The 24072-nt window shown below is 30.5% G+C and carries 22 protein-coding genes and 1 other annotated feature; all 22 genes read left to right on the top strand.

What is annotated here, in order from left to right; genetic code table 11:
* The first annotated feature begins 67 nt into the window (after positions 1–67).
* Positions 68–586, top strand: a complete 519-nt coding sequence (locus RSD37_RS05785) for a PRC-barrel domain-containing protein (protein WP_346945757.1) — start codon at positions 68–70, stop codon at positions 584–586.
* A complete protein-coding gene (locus RSD37_RS05780) occupies positions 573–1607 on the top strand; it encodes an AI-2E family transporter (RefSeq protein WP_346945756.1) in 1035 nt (344 codons plus the stop codon). The genes RSD37_RS05785 and RSD37_RS05780 overlap by 14 nt, the downstream gene beginning before the upstream one ends.
* A 55-nt stretch (positions 1608–1662) precedes the next feature.
* Positions 1663–1832, top strand: a binding site (T-box leader).
* A 108-nt stretch (positions 1833–1940) separates the two neighbouring features.
* Positions 1941–4586 carry an alanine--tRNA ligase gene (alaS, locus tag RSD37_RS05775; RefSeq protein WP_346945755.1) on the top strand — a complete coding sequence of 882 codons (2646 nt, stop codon included), beginning with the start codon at positions 1941–1943 and terminating at the stop codon, positions 4584–4586.
* Positions 4587–4648: 62 nt separating this feature from the next.
* On the top strand, positions 4649–4900 hold the full coding sequence (locus RSD37_RS05770; RefSeq protein WP_346945754.1) for an IreB family regulatory phosphoprotein: 252 nt from the start codon (positions 4649–4651) through the stop codon (positions 4898–4900).
* 264 nt (positions 4901–5164) lie between these two features.
* Positions 5165–5578, top strand: coding sequence for a Holliday junction resolvase RuvX (gene ruvX, locus RSD37_RS05765; RefSeq protein WP_346945753.1), 414 nt, complete (start codon positions 5165–5167; stop codon positions 5576–5578).
* Between the two features lie 117 nt (positions 5579–5695).
* Positions 5696–5959, top strand: coding sequence for a DUF1292 domain-containing protein (locus RSD37_RS05760; protein ID WP_346945752.1), 264 nt, complete (start codon positions 5696–5698; stop codon positions 5957–5959).
* 39 nt (positions 5960–5998) lie between these two features.
* Complete coding sequence (locus RSD37_RS05755) at positions 5999–6442, top strand: Fur family transcriptional regulator (protein WP_346945751.1); 444 nt, start codon at positions 5999–6001, stop codon at positions 6440–6442.
* A gap of 183 nt (positions 6443–6625) precedes the next feature.
* On the top strand, positions 6626–8293 hold the full coding sequence (locus RSD37_RS05750; RefSeq protein ID WP_346945750.1) for a ribonuclease J: 1668 nt from the start codon (positions 6626–6628) through the stop codon (positions 8291–8293).
* A gap of 315 nt (positions 8294–8608) precedes the next feature.
* Positions 8609–10432 carry a translational GTPase TypA gene (typA, locus tag RSD37_RS05745; protein ID WP_346945749.1) on the top strand — a complete coding sequence of 608 codons (1824 nt, stop codon included), beginning with the start codon at positions 8609–8611 and terminating at the stop codon, positions 10430–10432.
* A 28-nt stretch (positions 10433–10460) separates the two neighbouring features.
* Complete coding sequence (gene mltG, locus RSD37_RS05740; protein ID WP_346945748.1) at positions 10461–11444, top strand: endolytic transglycosylase MltG; 984 nt, start codon at positions 10461–10463, stop codon at positions 11442–11444.
* A gap of 177 nt (positions 11445–11621) precedes the next feature.
* Positions 11622–12320 carry an O-methyltransferase gene (locus tag RSD37_RS05735; RefSeq protein ID WP_346945747.1) on the top strand — a complete coding sequence of 233 codons (699 nt, stop codon included), beginning with the start codon at positions 11622–11624 and terminating at the stop codon, positions 12318–12320.
* Positions 12271–13497 carry a U32 family peptidase gene (locus RSD37_RS05730; protein WP_346945746.1) on the top strand — a complete coding sequence of 409 codons (1227 nt, stop codon included), beginning with the start codon at positions 12271–12273 and terminating at the stop codon, positions 13495–13497. Before RSD37_RS05735 ends, RSD37_RS05730 begins: the two co-directional genes overlap by 50 nt.
* On the top strand, positions 13497–14117 hold the full coding sequence (gene udk, locus RSD37_RS05725) for a uridine kinase (protein WP_346945745.1): 621 nt from the start codon (positions 13497–13499) through the stop codon (positions 14115–14117). Before RSD37_RS05730 ends, udk begins: the two co-directional genes overlap by 1 nt.
* 66 nt (positions 14118–14183) lie before the next feature.
* A complete protein-coding gene (locus RSD37_RS05720) occupies positions 14184–15845 on the top strand; it encodes a penicillin-binding transpeptidase domain-containing protein (protein ID WP_346945744.1) in 1662 nt (553 codons plus the stop codon).
* A 135-nt stretch (positions 15846–15980) separates the two neighbouring features.
* Complete coding sequence (sigK, locus tag RSD37_RS05715; RefSeq protein ID WP_346945743.1) at positions 15981–16685, top strand: RNA polymerase sporulation sigma factor SigK; 705 nt, start codon at positions 15981–15983, stop codon at positions 16683–16685.
* 338 nt (positions 16686–17023) lie between these two features.
* Positions 17024–18022, top strand: coding sequence for a type IV pilus twitching motility protein PilT (locus RSD37_RS05710; RefSeq protein ID WP_346945742.1), 999 nt, complete (start codon positions 17024–17026; stop codon positions 18020–18022).
* A gap of 287 nt (positions 18023–18309) precedes the next feature.
* A complete protein-coding gene (gene ftsA, locus RSD37_RS05705; protein ID WP_346945741.1) occupies positions 18310–19563 on the top strand; it encodes a cell division protein FtsA in 1254 nt (417 codons plus the stop codon).
* Positions 19560–20669: a cell division protein FtsZ gene (gene ftsZ, locus RSD37_RS05700; RefSeq protein ID WP_346945740.1), complete on the top strand. Its 1110-nt coding sequence runs from the start codon at positions 19560–19562 to the stop codon at positions 20667–20669. Before ftsA ends, ftsZ begins: the two co-directional genes overlap by 4 nt.
* A gap of 324 nt (positions 20670–20993) precedes the next feature.
* Positions 20994–21797, top strand: a complete 804-nt coding sequence (gene spoIIGA / locus RSD37_RS05695) for a sigma-E processing peptidase SpoIIGA (protein WP_346945739.1) — start codon at positions 20994–20996, stop codon at positions 21795–21797.
* Between the two features lie 12 nt (positions 21798–21809).
* Complete coding sequence (sigE, locus tag RSD37_RS05690; protein ID WP_346945738.1) at positions 21810–22550, top strand: RNA polymerase sporulation sigma factor SigE; 741 nt, start codon at positions 21810–21812, stop codon at positions 22548–22550.
* Between the two features lie 74 nt (positions 22551–22624).
* The gene (gene sigG / locus RSD37_RS05685) at positions 22625–23398 is read left to right on the top strand and encodes an RNA polymerase sporulation sigma factor SigG (RefSeq protein WP_346945737.1); all 774 of its coding nucleotides are present in this window, start codon (positions 22625–22627) and stop codon (positions 23396–23398) included.
* Positions 23399–23627: 229 nt separating this feature from the next.
* Positions 23628–23885 (top strand): YlmC/YmxH family sporulation protein, encoded by a 258-nt coding sequence (locus RSD37_RS05680; protein WP_346945736.1) that lies wholly within the window; start codon positions 23628–23630, stop codon positions 23883–23885.
* Positions 23886–24072 lie beyond the last annotated feature (187 nt).

Here is a 24072-nt window from a genome sequence, read left to right as displayed (position 1 = left end):
TAAGTATAAACTCTCTTTAAATAGGCAAGGATAGAAATATCATTTCCTATGAAGGGAGTTTATTTTTATGGCTAAAAGTAGGGATTATATTTACATGGATGTGATGAATATTCGTGGAAATAAGATAGGATATATAAAGGATTTATTGGTTGATTTTAATAAGGGGAAAGTTATAGGGTTTAAAATTAATCCTTATAAACTACTTGGAAAGGATTTTAATGTTCTTAAAGAAGATATAGTATACTATAAGTCCCAATTAGTAATAAGCAATGTTATAAGAGATAAATATCTAGAGTTTTCAACAATTATGAATATGCATGTAGTAGATAAAAATTCTAACATATTAGGACTTGTTAGTGAAATTATATTTTGTGAAGATAATTTTGAAATGAAAGGATTAGCAGTAAGAGATTACAATATATTTAGTATGTTTAAAAATAGAGAAATATTTTTGATAAAAGATTTAATTATTGGTGAAGGGTATATATTTTATAGTGGAGAAAATAATAACATTAAATTGGAATGTATTTCATCTATAGAAAGCAGAAAAAATAATAGTAGAGATTTATATTATGAGAAAGTTTAATTGTAAGTCTACCTTTATATACAAGGTATTATTAACACTACTATTTATAGGGCTAGTAATATTTCTTCTGTGGAAATATCCAATTTTTAAACAGCTTATAGGGGTTATTATTACCTCTTTTATAATTTCATATAGTATAAGGCCCTTTCATAAATTTTTTACTCAAAGGGGTGTAAACAGAAAGTTAAGTGCATTAATAGTTATATTATCTATTTTAGCTTTTGTGGGTATACTTATATATATTTTAATACCTTGGATATACAATGAAAGTTCTAATTTTGCAAATGTTATTGTGAATATGAAAGAATATTATACAAATGTTACAAAAAATATGGAGTATGTTACTGAAAGTCCATTTATTCAAGAAGTTATTTACACCACTTATGGGAAGTTTAAAACTATAATAACCAATTTTGCCACAGGCCTTATATCTGAAGTGGTTTCAATGGCAGAGAATGTTATTTTACTATTTATAGTACCAACATTAGTATATTTCTTTTTAAGTGACGGAGAATACATTTCTGAGGGAATAATGAAATATATTCCTTTTAATAACAAATATGCAATAAGAAGGGCTTTAGCGCATATGGATAAGGTTATGGAGAGGTATATAATAACCCAATTAGAACTATGTGGAATAATCGGGATTTTAACCTTTATAGCGTTGACTATAAGTGGAATTAAATATGCGCTAGTGTTGTCATTTGTTAATGCAATATTTAATATAATACCTTACTTTGGACCTTTAATTGGTGCAATTCCAATAGTGCTTATAGCAGTACTGATTTCAACCAAAAAAGCAGTTATGGTTATATTTTGGTTATTTATAATTCAACAGCTAGAAGGGGATATAATATGTCCAAAGATTTTGGGAGAAACAGTAGATTCTCATCCTGTAACAATATTGCTACTGCTTATAATTGGAGGTAGTGTTGGAGGAATAATAGGAATGATAATGGTAATACCTGTATGGGTAATGATCAAAATCATGGTAGAAGAAGTGGAATATTATTTATTTTAGTATAGAATTATTGACATTTTTTTAAATGATACATATAATTTATCATATAAAAGAATATTAAGTTATGATGAGAATTAGTAGATGTGAGAAACCTATAGAGAGAAAGTGGTTAGTGAAAACTTTTGGTGAAACATATTGAAGCTGTCTTGGAGCTATATTTAATTAAGAGATACTAGGTTGCTAGTATAATTAGGGTGGTAACGCGGATAAACTTTCGTCCCTTTGTTTTAAAGGGGTGAAGGTTTTTTTTGTGCTTTTTTATAAAAGCTAACTTTTTAAAATGTAATTGAATAAAAATCGCAGATATTAGAAAGAATTAGGAGGAGTATACATATGGAAAATATGAGTTTAAATGAAATTAGAGAAAGCTTCTTAAAGTTTTTTGAAGGAAAGGAACACTTAAGACTTAATAGCTTTTCTTTAGTTCCTAAAAATGATAAGAGTTTATTATTAATTAATGCTGGTATGGCACCATTAAAGCCATACTTTACAGGAATTCAGACACCACCTAGCAAGAGGGTTACAACTTGTCAAAAGTGTATTAGAACTGGTGATATTGAAAATGTAGGAAAAACTTCAAGACATGGTACTTTCTTTGAGATGCTAGGAAACTTCTCATTTGGTGATTATTTTAAAGAAGAGATTATAATATGGGCTTGGGAGTATATAACAGAGGTTTTAAAAATATCTAAGGATAAGTTATATGTAACTATTTATCTTGAAGATGATGAGGCTTTTGATATATGGACTAAGAAAACTGATATAAATCCAAATAGAATTTTTAGACTTGGTAAAGAGGATAACTTCTGGGAGCATGGTGCTGGTCCTTGTGGTCCTTGTACAGAAATTCATTATGATAGACAATCCGAATTAGAGGAAATTAAAGATGCAGAAGAATTTGTAAAAGCAAGTGACGAAGATAGAATAATAGAGTTTTGGAACCTAGTATTTACACAATTTGATGGAGATGGAAAGGGTGGCTATGAAAAATTAGCAAATCCTAACATAGATACAGGAATGGGACTTGAGAGAATATCAACTATAATGCAAGGTGTTGATAATATTTTTGAAGTTGATACGATTAAAAATGTTTTAGAACACATTTGTAAGTTATCTGGAACAGCTTATGGGAAAGATAAGGAGTTAGATGTATCAATAAGAATAATTACTGACCATGTAAGAAGTGTTACTTTCATGATAGGTGATGGAATTATGCCTTCAAATGAGGGAAGAGGATATGTGCTAAGAAGACTTCTAAGAAGAGCTGCAAGACATGGAAGAATTTTAGGAGTTAAAGGAACATTCCTACATGAACTATGTGATGTGGTTATTGAAAGTTCAAAGAGTGCATATGGTGAAATCGAAGATAAAAAAGATTATATTAAGAAAGTTATAAGCCTTGAAGAGGAAAGATTTGCAGAAACTATAGATCAAGGTATGGATATATTAAAAGGATATATAGAAGGATTAAAAAATGACAATGAGAATACACTAAGTGGAGAAAAGGCATTTAAACTTTATGATACCTTTGGATTCCCTGTGGAACTTACTGAAGAAATACTTGAAGAAAAGGGTATGAATATTGACTTTGATGGGTTCAATAAGGAAATGGAAAATCAAAGAAACACTGCAAGGGCGGCAAGAGGAACTTCTAACTATATGGGTAGCGACGAGGGAGCTTTAAATAGTATTCCTATGGAAATAACTACTGAGTTTTTAGGCTATGAAACTACTAAGAGTAAATCTAGGATATTAAGCATAATATGTGAAGACAAATTTGTAGATATGGTTTCAGTTGGACAAAAGTGTGTAGTTGTAACTGATAAAACACCTTTCTATGCAGAAATGGGAGGTCAAGTTGGAGATGTTGGAGCAATAAAGACTTCATATTGTCAAGGAAAAGTTTATGACTGTAAGAAAAGCACAAGAGGTAATATTCTTCACTTTGTAGAGATTACAAAAGGGGAGCTTAAACTTAATGAAGAAATACAATTAGAAGTAGAAACTAGTGTGAGAAATAACATATGTAAAAACCATACTGCAACTCATATGCTTCATGAAGCTTTAAAAGAAGTTTTAGGAGAACATGTAAATCAAGCAGGTTCTTATGTGGATAGTGAAAGACTTAGATTTGATTTCACTCATTTCTCAGCATTAACGCAAGAACAACTTAAGCAGGTGGAGCAAAACTTAAATAATGAGATTCTTAAGGTTTATAATGTTAATACTGATGTTATGACCATTGAGGAAGCTAAGGAAAAGGGTGCAGTAGCTCTATTTGATGATAAGTATAAGGACGATGTTAGAGTTGTATCTGTGGGAGATTACAGCAAGGAGCTTTGTGGTGGAATTCATGTTAGAAATTCTGGAGAAATAGGATTATTTAAGGTTCTTAGTGAAACTGGAGTAGCAGCAGGAATAAGAAGAATTGAAGCAGTAACAGGAGTAAAAGCAGAAAGCTATGTTAATGAAAAAGAGGAACTAATAAAAGCAATGTCTGCTACGCTTAAATGTGGTGAAAAAGACTTACTAAACAAGTTAAACAGTTTGCTTTCTACAATTAAAGAAAAAGAAAAAGAGATTCAAGGTTTAAAAGAAAAGTTGACAAGTGGCGTTGAGGATGAAATTCTTGAAAAAATCATAAATATTAAAGGGGTTAATGTAATTGCAGCTGCACTAAATGACATCGAGGGCGATGCACTTAGAAACCTTTGTGACAAACTTAAAAACAAGATTTCAGATGGGATTGTTGTGCTTGGAAGTAGAGTTTCAGGAAAGGTACAATTTGTAGTAATGGCTAGCAAAGAAGCCATTACTAAAGGGGCTCATGCAGGTAAGATTGTTAAAGAGGTAGCAACTATCACAGGCGGTGGTGGTGGCGGAAGACCAGACATGGCACAAGCTGGAGGAAAGTTACCAGAAAAACTAGATGAAGCAATTTCAAAGGTAAGTGAAATAATAGAAACTTTAGTAAAATAGTATACTTTTTGGTTCTATTAATGTTATAATATTAAATAAAGTAAGGTTAAGAAGGTGATATAGTGGATAAACAGCATACAGTTCAGTTTGACGTAATGAAGGACAAAAAAGATATGACAAAAGTTATATTAACTGATGTATATGATGCGCTAATAGAGAAGGGATACAATCCAGTAAACCAGTTAGTGGGATATCTTATATCTGGTGACCCGACTTATATAACCAACTATAACGGAGCAAGAGCATTAGTAAGCAAACTAGAGAGAGACGATATATTAGAAGAAGTTTTAAAATCTTATCTAGATATAAAATAAAAATGCCTTTATAGGCATTTTTATTTTAAAGTTACACATAACAAATAATGATAAGCAATATATAAGATAATTAAATTATAATATATAAGATTATGTAATTTATTCGATGGCTGCCAATTATAGTACATCTATATTTAAAGTTAGTGTAAAGGTTGGTAAGAGCCTTCGGTAATTACCTTTTGGGTATAAGAGTAGAGTGGTTAATAACTCGTTTAAAATATAAAAGCTTTTGTTTATTCAGTAATACACATTAAGGAGAAAATAATGAGAATACTTGGATTAGATGTGGGAGATAGAACTATAGGAGTAGCAATAAGCGATCCATTAGGATTTACAGCTCAAGGGATAACTACAATAAGACGTAAAAAGGAAGATTTCGACATTAATGAAATTGTTAAAATATGCGATGAATATCAAGTCGAGACCATAATTTCTGGGTTGCCAAAGCATATGAATGGAACTATAGGAGAACAAGCAGAAAAAGTTCAAAAATTTTGTGAAGCTTTAAGTGAACATGTTACAGTAGAAATTAAGTTTTGGGATGAAAGACTTACAACTAGAGCTGCTCATATGGCTATGCTAGAGGCTGATATGTCTAGAAAAAAAAGAAAAGGCTTAGTGGATAAAATAGCTGCTACATATATTTTACAAGGATATCTTGATAGTCTTAGTAAATAATATTAATTATTGAGTACACTTATTAAAGAATATTAATGAATTTAAATATAAATGTTTTAAGATTAATAATAGTAATTTAAGAAAAAATAATATTATTTAATGTAAAAGGAGGAAATTATGGATAATTTTTTAGAAAACATAACATTAACAGATGAAGAGGGAAATGATGTTGAGTTTAAAGTAGTAACAAAACTTGAGGTAGAAGAGACAGAGTATTTTATAGTAGCACCAGTTGATAATGATGAAGATGATGCTATAGCATTAAAAGTTATTAAGGATGAAGATGGAGAAGAATACTTTGCTACAGTTGAGGATGAGGAAGAATTTAATATAGTTAATGATGCATTTGAAACTTTATTTGAAGAAGGTATTATAGAGTAATATATTTCACCTATGTGGTGAGAGGAGTTGGGTTAATTTATGTCTAATGAAAAAGTTGAAAATTTAAAACAGACATTAAAAGAAAAAGGCTATAAATTGACACCTCAAAGAAGATCAATATTAGATGAAATTATTAAAAATGAAGGTAGTCACCTTACAACAGAGGAAATATATGACTTGGTAAAAGTTAATTGCCCGGAAATTGGACTTGCGACTGTTTACAGAACGGTACAGTTACTAGAGGAAATGGGTGTAGTGTATAAACTTGATTTAGATGATGGATGTAGCAGGTATGAGCTTTGTGATGATGATGAAAATCATCAGCATCATCATTTGATTTGCCAAAATTGTGGTAAGGTCATTGAGGTAGAAGTGGATCTTCTAGAGGAGTTAGAACAGGTGATTGAAAAAAAATATAATTTCAACATAAAAAATCATAGTTTGAAATTTTATGGAATTTGCGATAATTGTTCCCTTCAATAATTGTAGGGATGTTATATAAAAATAAGTCTATCATTTAAGTATTTAAATTTAAAAGGTAAAATTGAAAAATTAAATCTTAATGAATAGCGATAGTATTAAATAGTTAAAAGCTTTATATTGATTATTAGTATTTAATATGAAAATGATAAAGCGAAATATGAAAGGAAAAAGGAGGGTAGAATTTTGAAAAAAGAGAAAGAAAAAATTAAAATAATTCCATTAGGTGGATTAAACGAGATAGGAAAAAACTTAACTGCTATAGAATATAAGAATGATATAGTTGTTATTGATTGTGGACTGAAATTCCCAGATGATGAGATGTTAGGAATTGACGTAGTTATACCAGATGTAACCTATCTTGTTAAGAATGTTGATAGAGTAAGAGGAATATATCTAACACATGGACATGAAGATCATATTGGAGCTTTACCATATGTTTTAAAGCAAATCAACGTTCCAATCTATGGAACTAAACTTACATTAGGAATTGTGGGAAGTAAATTAAAGGAACATGCATTACTAGGAGTAGTTGAACTGAATGAAGTTAAACCTAAAGATATTATAAAACTTAATGATGTATCTGTAGAGTTTATAAAAACTAACCATAGTATTGCTGATTCTGTAGCAATTGCTATACACACACCACTAGGCGTGGTGCTTCATACTGGAGATTTCAAAATTGACTTTACACCTATTGATGGTAAAGTAACAGACTTGGCTAGATTTGCTGAACTTGGGAAAAGAGGTGTAACAGTACTTCTTGCAGATAGTACAAATGTTGAAAGACCTGGATATACTATGTCTGAGAGTATAGTTGGTGAAAGTTTTGAGAGAATTTTCCATGGTGCCCAAGGAAGAGTAATTGTTGCTAGCTTTGCATCTAATATTCATAGAGTTCAACAAATCATCACAGCTGCTAGGAAGTACGGCAGAAAGGTTGCACTTTCTGGTAGAAGTATGGAAAATATAATAGCTATAGCTATAGATCTTGGTTATGTTACCATAGAAGAAGATGCTCTTATTAGCATAGATTCTATAGGTAAATATCCAGATAATGAAATAGTTATGATAACTACTGGAAGCCAAGGTGAGCCAATGGCGGCCCTTTCAAGAATGGCAGCGTCAGAGCATAAGAAAGTTAATATACAAAAGGGTGACCTAGTTATCTTATCTGCAACTCCAATACCAGGTAATGAAAAGTTGGTTTCAAAGGTTATAAACCAACTTTTTAAAAAGGGTGCAGAAGTAATATATGAATCTCTAGCAGAGGTTCACGTATCAGGTCATGCTTGCCAAGAAGAGTTAAAGCTTATGCATGCTTTAGTAAAACCAAGATTCTTTATACCGGTACATGGAGAGTATAGACATTTAAAACAACATGGAGAACTAGCTGTTAAACTTGGACTTCCTGAGAAAAATGTTTATATAGGAGATAATGGTGATGTTATTGAAGTTAGCAGAACATCTATAAGAAAAGCTGGAACTGTAATTTCAGGTCAAGTATTTGTAGATGGACTTGGTGTTGGTGATGTTGGGAATATCGTACTTCGAGACAGAAAACACTTATCTCAAGATGGTATCTTGACTGTTGTGGTTACAATGGGCAAGGGCACTGGAACTGTAATTGCAGGTCCAGATATAATATCTAGAGGATTTGTTTATGTTAGAGAATCAGAAGATTTAATGGATAGGGCTCGAGATGTTGTAAAAGATGCACTTACACAATGTGAGGAAAAGCATATTACAGAGTGGCCTAGTATAAAAGCAAGTATTAGAGAATCTCTTAGAGTGTATTTATATGAAAAAACTAAGAGACGTCCAATGATATTACCTATAATCATGGAAGTTTAAACAAATAGAATTGTTGATTTCAGTAGAAATTTATTTTAGCTGAAATCAACAACTTATTATCCTATGTTCAGTAGTTGTTATCTAACTTTTAATAAATATAAGGTGGATAATGGAATAAGGATAAAATGTTCTTGTATTCAAGAAATATGAATTAATGGCAGATCTATTCTATGTTGGTATTTAATAATGTTTTAATAACATTGACTTTTTATTAACATAATATTAGAATTGAAATAGTTGATTTAAATTGGATACTTAAGTATCCAATTTTATTTTGTAATTTATTAAGTAAAATAAATGTTTTGGAGGAAAAATATGAATTTATATACAAGAGAAGATATTAGAAACATAGCAATTATAGCCCACGTTGACCACGGTAAGACAACTTTGGTGGATGCACTTTTAAAACAAAGTAAGGTTTTTAGAGAAAATGAAGTAATGCAAGAGAGAGTTATGGACTCAAATGACTTAGAAAGAGAAAGAGGAATAACTATTCTTTCAAAAAATACTGCAGTAATGTATAATGATGTAAAAATAAACATTATAGATACTCCAGGACATGCTGACTTCGGTGGAGAGGTTGAACGTGTACTTAAGATGGTTGACTGTGTTCTACTTGTAGTAGATGCCTATGAAGGTGCTATGCCACAAACTAAGTTTGTTCTTAAAAAAGCTTTAGAGCTTGGATTAGAGCCAATGGTTGTTATCAATAAGATTGATAGAAAAGATGCAAGACCAGAAGCAGTTATAGATGAAATATTTGACTTATTTGTAGAGTTGGGTGCTAATGATGAGCAACTAGACTTTAAAGTTATCTATGCATCAGCTAGAAATGGTGTTGCCACTGCAGAATTAGAAGATGAAGCAGTAGACATGGTACCATTATTTGAAGCTATAATTGACACTGTACATCCACCAAAAGGGTACATAGACGAGCCATTACAAATGCTTGTAACATCAATAGATTACAATGAATATGTAGGTAAAATAGGAATAGGTAAGATCGAAAGAGGAGTTATTAAGAAAAATCAAACAGTAGCTCAAATCGCAAAAGATGGAAGTACGAAAACTGTAAAAGTATCTAATGTATATACTTATGATGGATTAAAAAGAGTTGAAGTAGAAGAAGCAAAACTTGGTGATATTATAGCTATATCAGGAATTGCAGCTATAAACATAGGAGAAACTATAGCAGATTCTGTAAATCCAGAAGCTCTACCATTCGTAGAAATTGATGAGCCAACTCTTAACATGAACTTTATAGTTAATAACTCACCTTTTGCAGGATTAGATGGAGAGTTTGTTACATCTAGACATTTAAGAGATAGACTTATGAAAGAACTTGAGACTAACGTAAGTTTAAGAGTTGAAGAAACAGATTCAGCAGATTCATTCAAGGTTAGTGGAAGAGGAGAACTTCACCTTTCAATTCTTATAGAAACTATGAGAAGAGAAGGATATGAGTTCCAAGTTTCTAAGCCATCTGTTATATACAAACATGAAAATGGTGAGCTTTTAGAGCCAATCGAAAACTTAACAATGGACGTACCAGAAGAGTACATGGGAGTTGTTATGGAGAAAATGGGACCTAGAAAAGCAGAGATGGTTAACATGACTAGTGCAGTTAATGGATACACAAGACTTGAATTTAGAGTTCCATCAAGAGGATTAATTGGACTAAGAAATGAATTCATGACTGAAACTAGAGGAAATGGGATAATGAACCATGTTTTAGATGGTTATGAGAAATATAGAGGAGATATAGTTGAAAGAAGTAGAGGTTCTCTAATTGTATTTGAAGCTGGAGAATCTATAGGTTACGGATTATTTAATGCACAAGAAAGAGGTAAATTATTCATAGGAGCTGGAGTTCCAGTGTACCCAGGAATGGTTTGTGGAGAATGTGCTAGAAGTGGTGATATTGAAGTTAACGTATGTAAGAAAAAACATCTTTCAAACACAAGATCTTCAGGAGCAGATGATGCACTGAAATTAATACCAGTATCTCCAATGTCATTAGAGCAATGTATAGAATTTATAGCGTCTGATGAACTTGTAGAGGTTACGCCTAAAACTATAAGAATTAGAAAGAAAATTTTAGACCCAACTCTAAGAAAAAGAGCATCATTAAAAAAATAAATAGTTGAAAGTATCATGGGGGTGTAATATGAAAAAGGTTATAGGTATAATTGTAATAGCTCTAGCACTGATATTAGTATCAGGGGGGGGGTATTATAGATATGCAACAAAATCTCCGCTAAAAGGAGAGGAAGTAACTGTAGCTGTAAATGAGGGGGATTCTCTTTACAACGTATTTAATACACTTGACAGCCAGGGAGTAGTAAAAAACAAGACATTATCAAAAGTATTTATAAAACTTAATAATATTTCTGCAAAGTTGGTTCCGGGAACATTCAAAGTGCCTGGGGGGGCAACTATGGAAGAAATAGTCTCTATTTTAGAGAATGGTAGTAATGAAGATGCTGTAGTAGTGACTATACCAGAGGGGTTTAATATAGAATCAATAGCAGCGTTATTTGATGAAAAAGGGTTATTTACTAAAGATGAATTTATTGGTGCTATAAATGATTATCCTGTTCCAGATTATATTCCAAAATCTGAGGATAGAAGATATGATTTAGAAGGTTTTTTATTTCCGGATACATATTCATTTGTAAAGGGAGTTAAACCTGCGGAAGTTATATCAACTATGAATAATGCTTTTTATAAAGAAATTAGTAGCATTGTTAAAAATGATTCAGATATCTATAAAGTAGCAACGATAGCTTCTATTATAGAGGGTGAAACAAGGGTTGATAGTGAGAGAAGTACTGTTTCATCTGTAATATATAATCGACTTGAAAAGGAAATGAAGTTGCAAATTGATGCAACAGTTATTTATGCGTTGGGAAAGCATGTTGATACTGTCTTATACAAACACTTAGAGATAGATTCACCCTATAATACCTATAAAAATTATGGGTTACCAGTAGGTCCTATATGTAGCTCAGGATTAGCATCAATTTCAGCAGCAATTAATCCAGAGAATACTAATTATTTATTTTATGTTTTAATAAAAGGTACGGATAATCATTATTTTACAGATAATGATGTTGACTTCTTAAACAAACAAAAGGAATTAGGATATTAAATTTATATGAACCAAAAAAGGTTTTAACCTAGAACTGTTTTTAGAGAAGACTACAATATATTTTTTAAAAATAAAAGAAGAAACTCAAGGGTTTTGAATAAGAAAGTTATAAGCTCAATAGTTTTGGGCTTATAATTTTATGTAATAAAATTATTTAAGAATTAAATGGAGGGAAATATGAGCGGCATTACATATGATTATATGGAAAAATATCTAAGAGATCTCATAGGGGAGTCAAAAGGTATATTAAAAGAATTAGAAGATTATGCAGAAGAAAATGCAGTACCAATAGTTCAAAAGGAAACTGCTAGATTAATTGAATTTATGGTTAATGTTAAAAAACCTAAAAAAATATTAGAACTTGGTACAGCAATAGGATATTCCTCCATATTAATGGCATTAGCATCAGAAAATAATGTTAGGATAACTACCATTGAAAGAGATGAAAAAATGGTAGAAGTTGCAACTAAAAATATAGAGGAAGCAGGCTTAAGTGATAGCATATCTATAATAAAAGGCGATTGCTTAGAAGTTCTTGAAATTTTAAATGATGAATATGACATGATTTTTATGGATGCAGGAAAAGGGCATTATAGCCACTTTTTACCTCATTGTATAAGAATGCTAGCAAAAGACGGTATGATTATAGCAGATAATGTTTTATTTAGAGGAATGGTTGCTTGTAAAGATTTAATGATTAAGAGAAAGATAACAATAGTTAAAAGAATGAAGAACTATATGGAAACTGTCTCACAGGACGAGAACTTACTTACAACAGTAATACCTATGGGAGATGGAATAGCTTTAACAGTTAGGAGGAACAAAAATGAAAAGACCGGAGTTACTAGCACCAGCGGGGAACTTGGAGAAGCTTAAAGCTGCAATAAATTTTGGGGCAGATGCAGTATATTTAGGGGGAAGTAAACTAAATCTTAGAGCTTTTGCTGATAATTTTAGTAATGAACAGTTAATGGAAGGAATAGAGTTTGCACACTCAAGAGGAAAAAAGGTCTATGTAACCTTAAATGTATTTCCACATAATGAGGATTTAGAGGGTATTGAAGACTATTTTATAGAACTTTATGAATCTGGGGTTGATGCAGTCATAGTTTCAGATCCAGGAATAATAATGATAGCTAAAGAAACTGTGCCAAATTTAGAGATACACCTTAGTACTCAGGCTAACACTGTAAACTGGAAGACTTGTGAATTCTGGCATAAAATGGGCGTTAAGAGAGTTGTTTTAGCTAGAGAATTATCTTTAGAAGAAGTAACAAAGGTCCAAGAAAAAATTCCTAAAACCATGGACTTAGAGATATTTGTTCATGGTTCTATGTGTATGGCTTATTCAGGAAGATGTCTAATTTCAAATTATATGGTAGGAAGAGATTCTAATAGAGGTTCTTGCGCTCAACCATGTAGGTATAAGTATCATCTTGTAGAAGAAAAGCGTGAAGGTGAGTATTATCCTATAACAGAGGATGAAAATGGAACATATATAATGAACTCTAAGGATTTATGTATGATAGAGCATATTCCAGAACTTATGGAAACTGGAGCATTATCATTTAAAATTGAAGGTAGAATGAAGAGTACTTACTATGTAGCAAGCGTAGTTAAAGCTTATAGAGAAGCTATAGATGAGTATATGAAGTCACCAGAAAATTATAAATTTAACCCAAAATGGTTAGAAGACTTAAATAAACCAAGCCATAGAGAATATTATACAGGATTTTATTTAAATGAAGAAAATAAGCAAGTACAAAAATCTTCTGCATATATCAGAAATTATGATATTATAGGTGTGGTTAAATACTATGATAAGTCAACTAAGACAGTTACTATTGAACATAGAAACAAAGTAATAGAGGGAGCATGTGTAGAAGTTTTAAGACCCGTTGGTAAGAATGTAGAGGTTATACTTAATGACTTACATGATGAAAAAGGAAATAAGATTGACTGTGCACCTAGTTCTAAGATGATTTACACTGCTAAGGTAGATATAGATTTAGAAGAAAATGATATTATAATCAAGGCTAAGGAGGAACTTTAATGAAACGTCCAGTTATAATAGGTATAACAGGTGGTACTGGTTCAGGAAAGAGTACTATTGCAAAGGAGATATGTTCAAGTTTTGATAAAAACTGTATAACCATGATAGAGCAAGACTGTTATTATAAAGATCAAAGCCACTTAACTATAGAAAACAGAGTAAAGACAAACTATGACCATCCACATGCTTTTGATACAAAATTATTAGTTAGTCATTTAAAGAGTTTAATTAATGGGGAAACTATTGAAAAGCCTCAGTATGATTTTGAGGTTCATAATAGAAAAGTGGAAACTATAACTGTAGAGCCAAGAGAAATAATAATCGTAGAGGGAATTCTTGTACTAGAAGATGAATCTCTTAGAGATATGTTAGATATTAAAATATATGTAGATACAGATGCAGATGTAAGATTTATCAGAAGAATGGTTAGGGATATAAAGGAAAGAGGAAGAACTGTGGATTCAGTTATAAATCAATATCTAACTGTGGTTAAACAAATGCATGAACAATTTACTGAAAATACCAAGAAGTATGCAGATATTATTATTCCAGAGGGCGGACATAATAAGGTAGCTATTGAGGTAATTAAAGGTAATATACAACAAATTTTAGCAAGATAACAATAACATAATATGGTATGAAACACCTTTCTTTAGTCAAAGATTATACTAAGGGAGGTGTTTTTATTGTTACTTAAAAACAATAAAAAGCAGGTTAAAGTAAGAACTTGTATATTATCAACCATGATGACCATAACTTTTGGATTTTTGATAGTAAGATTAGCGTACATACAATTAACAGAGGGACCTACTTTAGAAGTATCAGCGAATCAACAATATTATTATGAAGAATATACAGATAATTTAAATTTTAAATTATTAGATAGAAATAATGAAAGCTTATTTAAGCATACAGTAAAATATTATGCAGTTATAGATCCCATGACTTTTTTTACTCTAAATGAAGATAATGCCTTTCTTTTAATGAAGAACGTTTCATATATACTCAGAGGTTGTGATAAGGATTATGATGTGTCACTGCTTCAGTATGAGATGGAACAAGGAAATCATAGTTATGAAATTGATAAGGATAGCTATGAAAAGCTAAAGAAAATAAAGGATGTAAGAGGGATTTATGTATATGAATATGAGGATTATAATAAGAATAGTGATTGGAATATAAGAAATTTATTATCTACGGGGGTAAAGTATTCGGATAATTCCAAACTCAAAGATGAAGGAACATTAGAGCGAGAAATATATGAATATGTTAAGAATAATGAACAGGATAAAGTGAGATTTGAGAAGGATGTTAGTGGCAATATAATTGCAGAGACATTTATAGAGAATAAAGAAAATAAGAATGTTGTTACTACCTTGGACTCTAGAATTCAAGATAAGGTGGAGGAAGTTTTAAGAAGTAAGAATTATGAGGAATATAAGCAAGTTGGTGCTATTATAATGGAAAGTGATACAGGAGATATCCTAGCTATGGCACAGAAGAATGATAATTTATCCAATGTTAACATAGGTGTGCCTAGTGGTAGTGGTTTTTTAATGGGGTCAACCTTCAAAACTATACTCTATGAGACTGCATTAGAAAAGGAATTAATAGGTCAAGATGAAAAATTTTATCTTCTTAAGAATATTTTACCTAAAAGTATTGAGAAGCTTGTTTCATATAATTTACAAGAGGCCTATATAGCATCATCTAATCATACTTTCGCACAAGTAGGTTGGAAGGTTGGTATGGATAATATTTATGAATTAGCAAGTAAACAGGGATTATTTGATAAGATTTTAGGTCTACAAGATGAGAGAAATGGAACTATTGAGGGATATAAGGAGGAAAGTAATTTAGATGTTATAACTAATACATCCATAGGGCAGACTGTTAGATCTACACCAGTGGCTGCTCTGACTATTCCCAATACTGTTATTAATAATGGCATATATATAAAACCTAGAATTATAAAGGAAATTGTAAGCGATGTAAATGAAGTTGTAAAAAAATACGAATCAGAATCAACTAGGGTATTTAGTGAATATACGGCTGGAGTAATTAAAGCTGGAATGATTGGAGTGGTTAATGATGATCTTGGAACTGGTAGCAATGCTAGAATAGATAACTTAGAAGTGGGAGGGAAAACAGGTACTACAGAATATTTCCAGGGTGAAAAAAAATCCTCGGATGGATGGTTTACAGGATTTTTTAGATATAATAATAAATATTACTCTATGGTTATTTACCTTCCACAAATTGAAGATAAAAGTGGAGATAGTAAAACAGCATGTTTAGTATTTAAAGATATTGTAGAAACTTTAATTAAAGACGATTATCTTAATTAAAGAAGATTTATAGATCTAAATATTCAATTACAACAATATGCATAAAAATTTAAACGCAAATAAATATTTTAATATATGCACTTTTCACTATTAACAAACATATTATATTAATAAGCATTATTAGGGGGAACATAAATGTTTTGCTTGAGTTGGTTATTAAATATAATTAGTGAATACACCTTACTAACAGGGTATGTTTCGGGTAATAACTCTTTTTTACAACCATTGGCAGAAGTTGAGGAAAAAGAGTATTTACAAAAGCTAAAAGATGGTCATCCAGAGGCTAAGGGAGTCCTTGTAGAGCACAATTTAAGATTGGTAGCTCATATAGTAAAAAAATATTCATTTTCTGGCAAGGAAGTTGATGATTTAATATCTATAGGTACAGTGGGATTAATTAAAGCTATAGATTCATTTGACATGAATAAGGGAACCAGACTTGCAACCTACGCAGCAAGATGTATAGAAAATGAAATTCTTATGCTTATTAGGAATAATAAGAAAACAAAGAGTGAAGTTTACTTACAAGACCCTATAGGTTTAGATAAAGAAGGCAATGAAATATCTCTTATGGACATATTAAGTAGCGATAAGGATTCTATATTAGAAGTAGTAGAAAATAAGATTCAGGTTAAAAGGCTTTATATTATTTTAGGAACAGCACTAGAGGAACGAGAAAAAAAGATAATAGAGATGAGATATGGATTGATTGAGGGCAACCCAAAGACTCAGAGAGAAATAGCGGTAATACTTGGGATTTCAAGATCTTATGTATCTAGGATAGAAAAACGAGCTCTTAAGAAATTACTTAAGGAGTTAAATAACGGTGAGAGTCCTTAAGATAACATAATTATATATTTACTAATATATGGTAAGATTATGAGGGTAAAAAATTTATACTATAAAATGTGATATGGATTAATTCATGAGTATATTCATAAATTAATCCATATCACATTTTAATTTAAATTTAATCTTAAATTATAAACTATTAAGGGGTATAGAAATTGTTATAGCATTTAAATCATATTATTATTTTTAGAATTTTAGAAGAAAGTAAGTTAAGATGACGAAATTAGTCAGAATATATAAAAAATATAGGTTCTAAGATTGATAAGTGGATAGATAATATAGTAAACTATAACCATGGAAAATAAGTTTTAAAAGGAGAATAGGAAATGAAGCTAGAGGAACTTTTGAAGCACGTAGTAGAAAAAGGCGGATCAGATTTACATCTATCTGTAGGTGCACCAGCTATTCAAAGAATAAATGGAGAATTAGTAAATATAAATGAAGAAGTTCTAACAGATGAGGTTATGAGTGAATATAGTAAGGAGATTCTCCAAGAAGAATATTCAACATATTTAGAAATAGGTGAGTTAGATAAATTATATAGTTTAAATGGTGTAGGAAGATATAGAGTTAATATTTATAAAGATAGAGGTTTTGATACTATTGCAATTAGAGTTGTTCCTTTTAGCATACCTACTTTAAAGGAACTAAAATTGCCACCTATAATAAAGGAGTTCACCAATAAGAAAGATGGATTAATTCTTATAACAGGTCCTACAGGTAGTGGTAAAAGCACTACCATGGCTGCAATGATAAATGAAATAAATACAAATAAAAAGACTCATATTGTAACTTTAGAGGATCCAATTGAATATCTACATAGTCATAAAAAATCTCTCATAAATCAAAGAGAAATAGGAAGAGATACTCATAGTTATTATAGTGGATTAAGATCCATATTAAGAGAAGATCCTGATGTTATATTAGTAGGCGAGATAAGAGATCTTGAAACCATGTCAGCAGTTCTCTTGGCTGCAGAAACAGGACATTTAGTAGTTTCTACATTGCATACTATAAGTGCATATAAAACAATTGATAGAATTATTAATTACTTTCCAGCAGAGCAACAGCTAAGGGTGAGAAATCAATTATCTACAGTTTTGCAAGGAATTGTATGTCAAAGGTTGTTTAAGACAGTTGATGGAAATGGAAGAATGGCTGCTCTTGAAGTAATGGTAAACACTCCAGCGGTACAAAATCTAATTAGAGAAGGAAAGATACACCAGATACCATCAACAATGGAGACTTCAGCAAAGCATGGAATGCAAACTATGGATATGGCTATCAATAAAATTAGTAGGCTTATAGAAAATGATAATGTGTAAGCAGTTGTAAAAAGTTGTAAATTTATTAAATTATTTTATTGAAATGTAGTGTATATAGTAAATAGGAGAATCTAACTATTGTGTTTTTAACTATTAAGTTTTATACTATAATTAGAAAATTAAATGATTTAATGGTATATCTATAAGTTGTTGGTAAATATTTCATAATTTACTCTATACTTATTGTGGAATTATTCTAATTTTTGAAGGAATTTAAGATTTTATGTTGAATATACCTTTGTACACGGTAAACTTCCCAGGAAGTAAGATGTGGGGGGAAAAGAGAAATGAAAGATTATATTGTTGGAATAGATATTAGTTCTTCAAAGATATGTGGGGTAGTTGGTAAGCTAGATAAAGAAAATAAGATACAAATTACAGGTATTACTACTTCAGAATATGGAGAAGGTAACGATAATGTAATAGAGAATAAAAAAGACATTTCCGATATAATACGCAGTGTAGTAAATCGACTGGAAGACATAGTTGACTCACAATTAGAAGATGTATACTTATCTGTACCAATTTCATTATGTGAAGTTGTAAAAACTAAGGGAGTTGTATCATTTCCTACAATTAAAGAAATAACTGAGGAAGATATAATAAATGTAGGTGAGGTTGCAAGTTTTGGTGTTAGTAAAAACCAAGAAATTGTCCAAGTTGACATAGAAGAGTACATAGTGGGTGGAATGAAGAACATAAGTAATCCGCTTGGGATGAAGACTAAAGTTTTTGAGGCAGAAGGAAATGCATTTATATTAGATAGCAAATATGTTAATGAATACAAAAAATGTTTATATGATGCTGGAATTAACATAAAGGGATGGGTAGTTAATTCTATAGGAATAGCTAAAGATGTTGTAGAGAATGATGAACTTGATAAGGGTGTAGCTATTATAGATATAGGAAATTCTAATATGGAAGTTACAGTATTTAATAAAAATAAATTTTTAGACTTTTTTTCAGTGCCATTAGGTGGTAATAGTATTACTAATGATATTTCAATCTGCCTTAAATTGTCACGAGAGGATAGTGAAAGATTAAAATTTAAGTGCAATACTTTATTGAAAGAAAACTCCATGGAAAATTATAGAATTAAAGTTAACATTAATGAAAATAAAGTTATAGAAGTTAATTATACAATGTTAGTGGATATAATATGTGAGAGAGTAAAGGAGCTACTTGAGATAATCAATAAGCACATAGAAAAAAAACAACTTAATAATCAAATTGGCAGTTTTGTAATTGTTGGAGGAGGAATATCCTTATTTAGAGATATTACTGTAATAGCTTCTGACTTACTAGGAAAGCCAGTTAGAATAGGTGTTCCAAGTTATGTTGGAGCAGCCAATCCAATATATTCGACAGCTACAGGGATTATAAGAGACGTCTTAAAAAAACAACAGGATTTTATTAAAGATTCAAGATTAAATGATAATGTAGAAGTAAATGATGATAGCAATGGTAAAAGCGAAAGTAAGATTATAGCAAAGCTAAAGGGAATTCTTAAGAATTTTTCTAATGAGGAGGTAATAAAGTGATTGATTTCGATGTACAAAATGAAGATTTATGTAAAATTAAGGTTGTAGGATGCGGTGGCGGTGGAAACAACGCTGTAAATAGAATGATTGAAGAAGGATTAAAAAATGTTGAGTTTATAGGTATTAATACAGATAAACAAGCATTAGCTTTATCAAAGGCTGAATTTAAAATTCAATTAGGAGACAAGCTTACTAGAGGTCTAGGTGCAGGCGCTAATCCTGAAATTGGAAGAAAAGCAGCAGAAGAAAGCAAAGAAGAAATAGTTGAAGCTTTAAAAGGTTCAGATATGGTGTTTATTACTTGTGGAATGGGTGGCGGAACTGGTACTGGAGCAGCACCAGTTGTAGCTGAAATAGCAAAATCTATGGGAATTTTAACTGTAGGTGTAGTAACAAAGCCTTTCCCATTTGAAGGAAGAAAAAGAATGATTCATGCTGAAGCGGGAATTAAGGCTTTAAAGGAATCTGTTGATACTTTAGTTACTATTCCAAATGAAAGATTATTATCTGTAGTGGATAAAAAGACCACATTAATTGAGTCTTTTAGAAAAGCTGATGATGTTTTAAGACAAGGTGTACAAGGTATATCTGACCTTATAACTATACCAGGATTAATAAACCTTGACTTCGCAGATATTAGCACCATTATGGTAAATAAAGGTCTTGCTCATATGGGAGTAGGAATAGGTACTGGAGATAATAGAGCTCAAGAAGCAGCTAGAGAAGCAATAGCAAGTCCACTTCTTGAAACTTCAATTATAGGTGCAACAGGAGTACTTCTAAATGTTACAGGTGGATCAGATTTATCATTATTGGAAATTAATGAAGCTGCACAAATAGTTCAAGAAGAAGCTGATCCAGATGCAAATATTATATTTGGAGCAGTAATTGATGAAAGCTTAAAGGATGAAATAAGAATAACTGTTATTGCAACTGGTTTTGAAAGTGAAAAAAATCAGTTAGATAGCAATATAGGATTTGATCCTGTTAAGAAACAAAGTGCAAAATCAGAAGTAGCAGCAACTCAAACTGTAGATACATCAAATAGTAATGAGGATAGTGAAGATTTCACAGTGCCTACTTGGCTTAGAAAGAATATGAGATAATTAGATTTTTGAATTAAATAAGATTTAAAAGAGTACATCAAGAGGTGTACTCTTTTTTTTGCTTAATTTCTTTATGATTATGACAATAATATTAAGTTTCGTCAAAAATGTTCTCAAAAACTAGTAGGTTAGAATTTGAATAAATAATTACTATAGTAGGTTAACCGTTGCGGTTGTAAGATGAATACAAATATTATAAAAACATCATATAAAAAAAAAATCGTAAAATGGCATAAATTTATTGGAATAATATGTAAAGTGACAATAGGATTTTACAAATTTTACTGTACATAATCTATATAATGAGGATAGGGGGGAATACCAATGGTAGTATACTTAGATGTACTTTTAATAGAGAACTTTTTTGTGAATTTATTTTTACTTACAATAACCATGAAAACAATAAAAAAAAGAGTTACAACGAAGAGACTAGTATTATGTTCAGTAATTGGAAGTATGTATGTTATATCAATCATAGTGCCTCGTTTACATGTTTTTACGACAACTCCTTTCAAAATACTAGTGGCATTAATTATAGTAGCTATTAGTATTAATGAAAAAGACCTTATGACAATATTAAAGGGAACAGGGATTTTTATTTTATATTCTGTAGTTCTTGCAGGAATGGCTTTTTATTTAGCTATTAAAGATAACCCAACATTATCTCCAAGTGCAATGATATATAATTTTTCCTACAAAGGTCTTATTTTATCACTAATGGTTATTTACATATTATTTAATAGATTAGTGATTTATGTAAAGGAAAGAAAAGCACTTATCAGTTATGTGTATACCACAGAAATATGCATAGATAATCTGAAATTTTCTGTTAAAGCATTTCTAGATACTGGTAATGAACTTAGAGAACCTGCAACAAACTTGCCAGTGATGATTGTGGAAAAAGAGTTTTTTAAAAATTTAAACTTAAGTGAGCATAGTATATACAATATTCCTTATTCTGTGGTTAGTGGATATACTGACAAGCTTATTGGTATAAAGCCAGATAGTATAAAGATAAATATTGATGGAAAGATGAAAGATGAAAATTTAATATTAGCATTCTGTGACAAAAAGCTTAGTAAGCATAGTGATTATAACGGACTTTTACCAAGGGGGATTATAGAATAGGGGGAGTTTTAAATGAATAAAGTATTAAAAACATTTGCAAATATAAAGAATAAGGTTCAAAGTATGTTAAGCAGGATATTAAGTAGATTTGGTATGTTTTCAAAATCTATTTATTACATAGGGGGAAATGATGCCCTACCACCGCCATTGACAAAGGAGGAAGAAGAAGTTTTAGTTGAAAACTTGGAGATGGGTGATGAAAGTATAAGATCTATTCTAATTGAAAGAAATTTAAGGCTTGTAGTATATATTGCAAGAAAGTTTGAAAATACAGGAGTAAATGTTGAGGATTTAATTTCAGTAGGAACTATAGGCCTAATTAAAGCCGTAAATACTTTTGCACCAGAGCGAAAAATAAAACTAGCAACTTATTCTTCTAGGTGTATAGAAAATGAAATTCTTATGTATTTGAGAAGGAATAATAAAATTAAAACTGAAATATCATTTTATGAACCATTAAATATAGATTGGGACGGCAATGAACTTTTATTATCAGACATATTAGGAACAGATAGTAACGTGGTGTATAACTATATAGAAGAAGAGGTAGATAGACAACTTCTTGGAATAGCTATGAATAAATTAAATAGTAGAGAAAAAGAAATTATTGAACTTAGATTTGGATTAAATGGAATTCAGGAAAAGACTCAGAAAGAAGTGGCTGACATGCTTGGTATATCTCAATCATATATCTCTAGATTAGAAAAAAGAATAATTAAAAGGCTACAAAAAGAAATTAATAAAATGTTATAAGGTTGTCTGTAGTATAAAAAAAACTACTTCAGGAGATAATTTTAATGTAATTATTCTGAAGGGAATGAGACCTTATGATGATTAATAAAGTGGAAATTTGTGGAGTTAATACTTCGAAACTACCTGTATTAAAAGAAAAACAAATGAGAGAGCTACTAATCAAAATAAAGCAGGGTGATAAAACCTGCAGAGAGGACTTTATAAGAGGAAACCTGAGATTAGTATTAAGTGTAATTCAAAGATTTAATAACAGAGGGGAAAATGTAGATGACTTATTTCAAGTAGGCTGCATAGGACTTATGAAGGCTATAGATAATTTTGATTTGAGTCAGAATGTGAGATTTTCCACTTATGCAGTACCGATGATAATTGGAGAAATTAGACGGTACCTTCGGGATAATAACTCTATTAGAGTAAGCAGATCATTAAGAGATATTGCATATAAAGCTTTGCAGGTGAGAGATAAACTTGTTAATAAAGATAATAAGGAACCAACCATATCTCAAATTGCAAAAGAATTAGAGATACCTAAGGAAGAAGTGGTATTTGCCCTTGATGCAATTCAAGATCCTATTTCACTGTTTGAACCTATATACCATGATGGTGGAGATGCCATATTTGTAATGGATCAAATTAGTGATAGTAAAAATTTAGATGATGGATGGCTTGAAAACATCTCTATAAAAGAGGGAATGAAAAAACTTACGGATAGAGAAAAATTAATTTTGAATTTAAGATTCTTTCAGGGAAGAACCCAAATGGAAGTAGCTGATGAGATTGGAATATCTCAGGCTCAGGTTTCAAGATTAGAAAAGACAGCATTAAAACATATGAGAAAACACGTATAAGATGAATAAGTACAGGTAGAAAATTCTTAATAGTTTTAAAGATACAATTTACAATAATTTTACTATAAAAATTTATTGTGTAGTTGATATCATAAAGAGCTAGTTTAATCTAAATTTTATATGAATATAATTTCATAATGTGTGCAAAAAAGAGCCTAGGCTCTTTTTTGTTCTATAATCAATTAAATTGAATATAAATTAATTGATATTAAAAAGAGGAGGCGTTTTTATGGAGACTTCAATGTTTGCTGTAAATAGTTTGAAGACAATGGAAATTATAGATATTAATACAGGAACAAAGTTAGGCTATATAAAGGATTTTAAGGTAAATTGTGAGGAATATAAACTAGAATCGATAATTATTCCAACTCAAAAAGTAGGATGGTTTTCTAAAAATGAGGATATAGAATTGCCATGGGATAGAATTAAAAAGGTAGGAATAGATGTAATACTTGTAGATGGAGAAGGAATAATTGAAAATAGTTAGGAAAATAATTAATTATATACAAATAGTAAATACTTTGTGTATAATTATAATATAAGATAGGTTACTAAACTTCATATATAGATATAATTAAAATTAAATATGAAAATATTATTTAAAAGTATTAACCATTACATGAATAGAATAAGGCAAATACAGTGATCAATAAAAAACTAAAAGGATGTGAGTA

Origin of the sequence: Clostridium sp. (assembly GCF_036646415.1) — a bacterium.
Taxonomy (GTDB): Bacteria; Bacillota; Clostridia; order Clostridiales; family Clostridiaceae; genus Clostridium_J.
The sequence above is the reverse complement of the archived record's forward strand: the minus strand, read 5'-3'. Positions and strand labels throughout refer to the sequence as shown.

Excerpts from the sequence above, each read along its gene's own strand:
- RSD37_RS05735 (WP_346945747.1), top strand. The coding sequence starts at position 11,622 with ATGAGCGGCATTACATATGATTATATGGAAAAATATCTAAGAGATCTC.
- sigK (WP_346945743.1), top strand. The coding sequence starts at position 15,981 with ATGTTTTGCTTGAGTTGGTTATTAAATATAATTAGTGAATACACCTTA.
- RSD37_RS05760 (WP_346945752.1), top strand. The coding sequence starts at position 5,696 with ATGGATAATTTTTTAGAAAACATAACATTAACAGATGAAGAGGGAAAT.
- RSD37_RS05730 (WP_346945746.1), top strand. The coding sequence starts at position 12,271 with ATGAAAAGACCGGAGTTACTAGCACCAGCGGGGAACTTGGAGAAGCTT.
- udk (WP_346945745.1), top strand. The coding sequence starts at position 13,497 with ATGAAACGTCCAGTTATAATAGGTATAACAGGTGGTACTGGTTCAGGA.
- alaS (WP_346945755.1), top strand. The coding sequence starts at position 1,941 with ATGGAAAATATGAGTTTAAATGAAATTAGAGAAAGCTTCTTAAAGTTT.
- sigG (WP_346945737.1), top strand. The coding sequence starts at position 22,625 with ATGATGATTAATAAAGTGGAAATTTGTGGAGTTAATACTTCGAAACTA.
- RSD37_RS05755 (WP_346945751.1), top strand. The coding sequence starts at position 5,999 with ATGTCTAATGAAAAAGTTGAAAATTTAAAACAGACATTAAAAGAAAAA.
- spoIIGA (WP_346945739.1), top strand. The coding sequence starts at position 20,994 with ATGGTAGTATACTTAGATGTACTTTTAATAGAGAACTTTTTTGTGAAT.
- RSD37_RS05785 (WP_346945757.1), top strand. The coding sequence starts at position 68 with ATGGCTAAAAGTAGGGATTATATTTACATGGATGTGATGAATATTCGT.
- ftsA (WP_346945741.1), top strand. The coding sequence starts at position 18,310 with ATGAAAGATTATATTGTTGGAATAGATATTAGTTCTTCAAAGATATGT.
- RSD37_RS05710 (WP_346945742.1), top strand. The coding sequence starts at position 17,024 with ATGAAGCTAGAGGAACTTTTGAAGCACGTAGTAGAAAAAGGCGGATCA.
- typA (WP_346945749.1), top strand. The coding sequence starts at position 8,609 with ATGAATTTATATACAAGAGAAGATATTAGAAACATAGCAATTATAGCC.
- mltG (WP_346945748.1), top strand. The coding sequence starts at position 10,461 with ATGAAAAAGGTTATAGGTATAATTGTAATAGCTCTAGCACTGATATTA.
- sigE (WP_346945738.1), top strand. The coding sequence starts at position 21,810 with ATGAATAAAGTATTAAAAACATTTGCAAATATAAAGAATAAGGTTCAA.
- ruvX (WP_346945753.1), top strand. The coding sequence starts at position 5,165 with ATGAGAATACTTGGATTAGATGTGGGAGATAGAACTATAGGAGTAGCA.
- RSD37_RS05780 (WP_346945756.1), top strand. The coding sequence starts at position 573 with ATGAGAAAGTTTAATTGTAAGTCTACCTTTATATACAAGGTATTATTA.
- RSD37_RS05680 (WP_346945736.1), top strand. The coding sequence starts at position 23,628 with ATGGAGACTTCAATGTTTGCTGTAAATAGTTTGAAGACAATGGAAATT.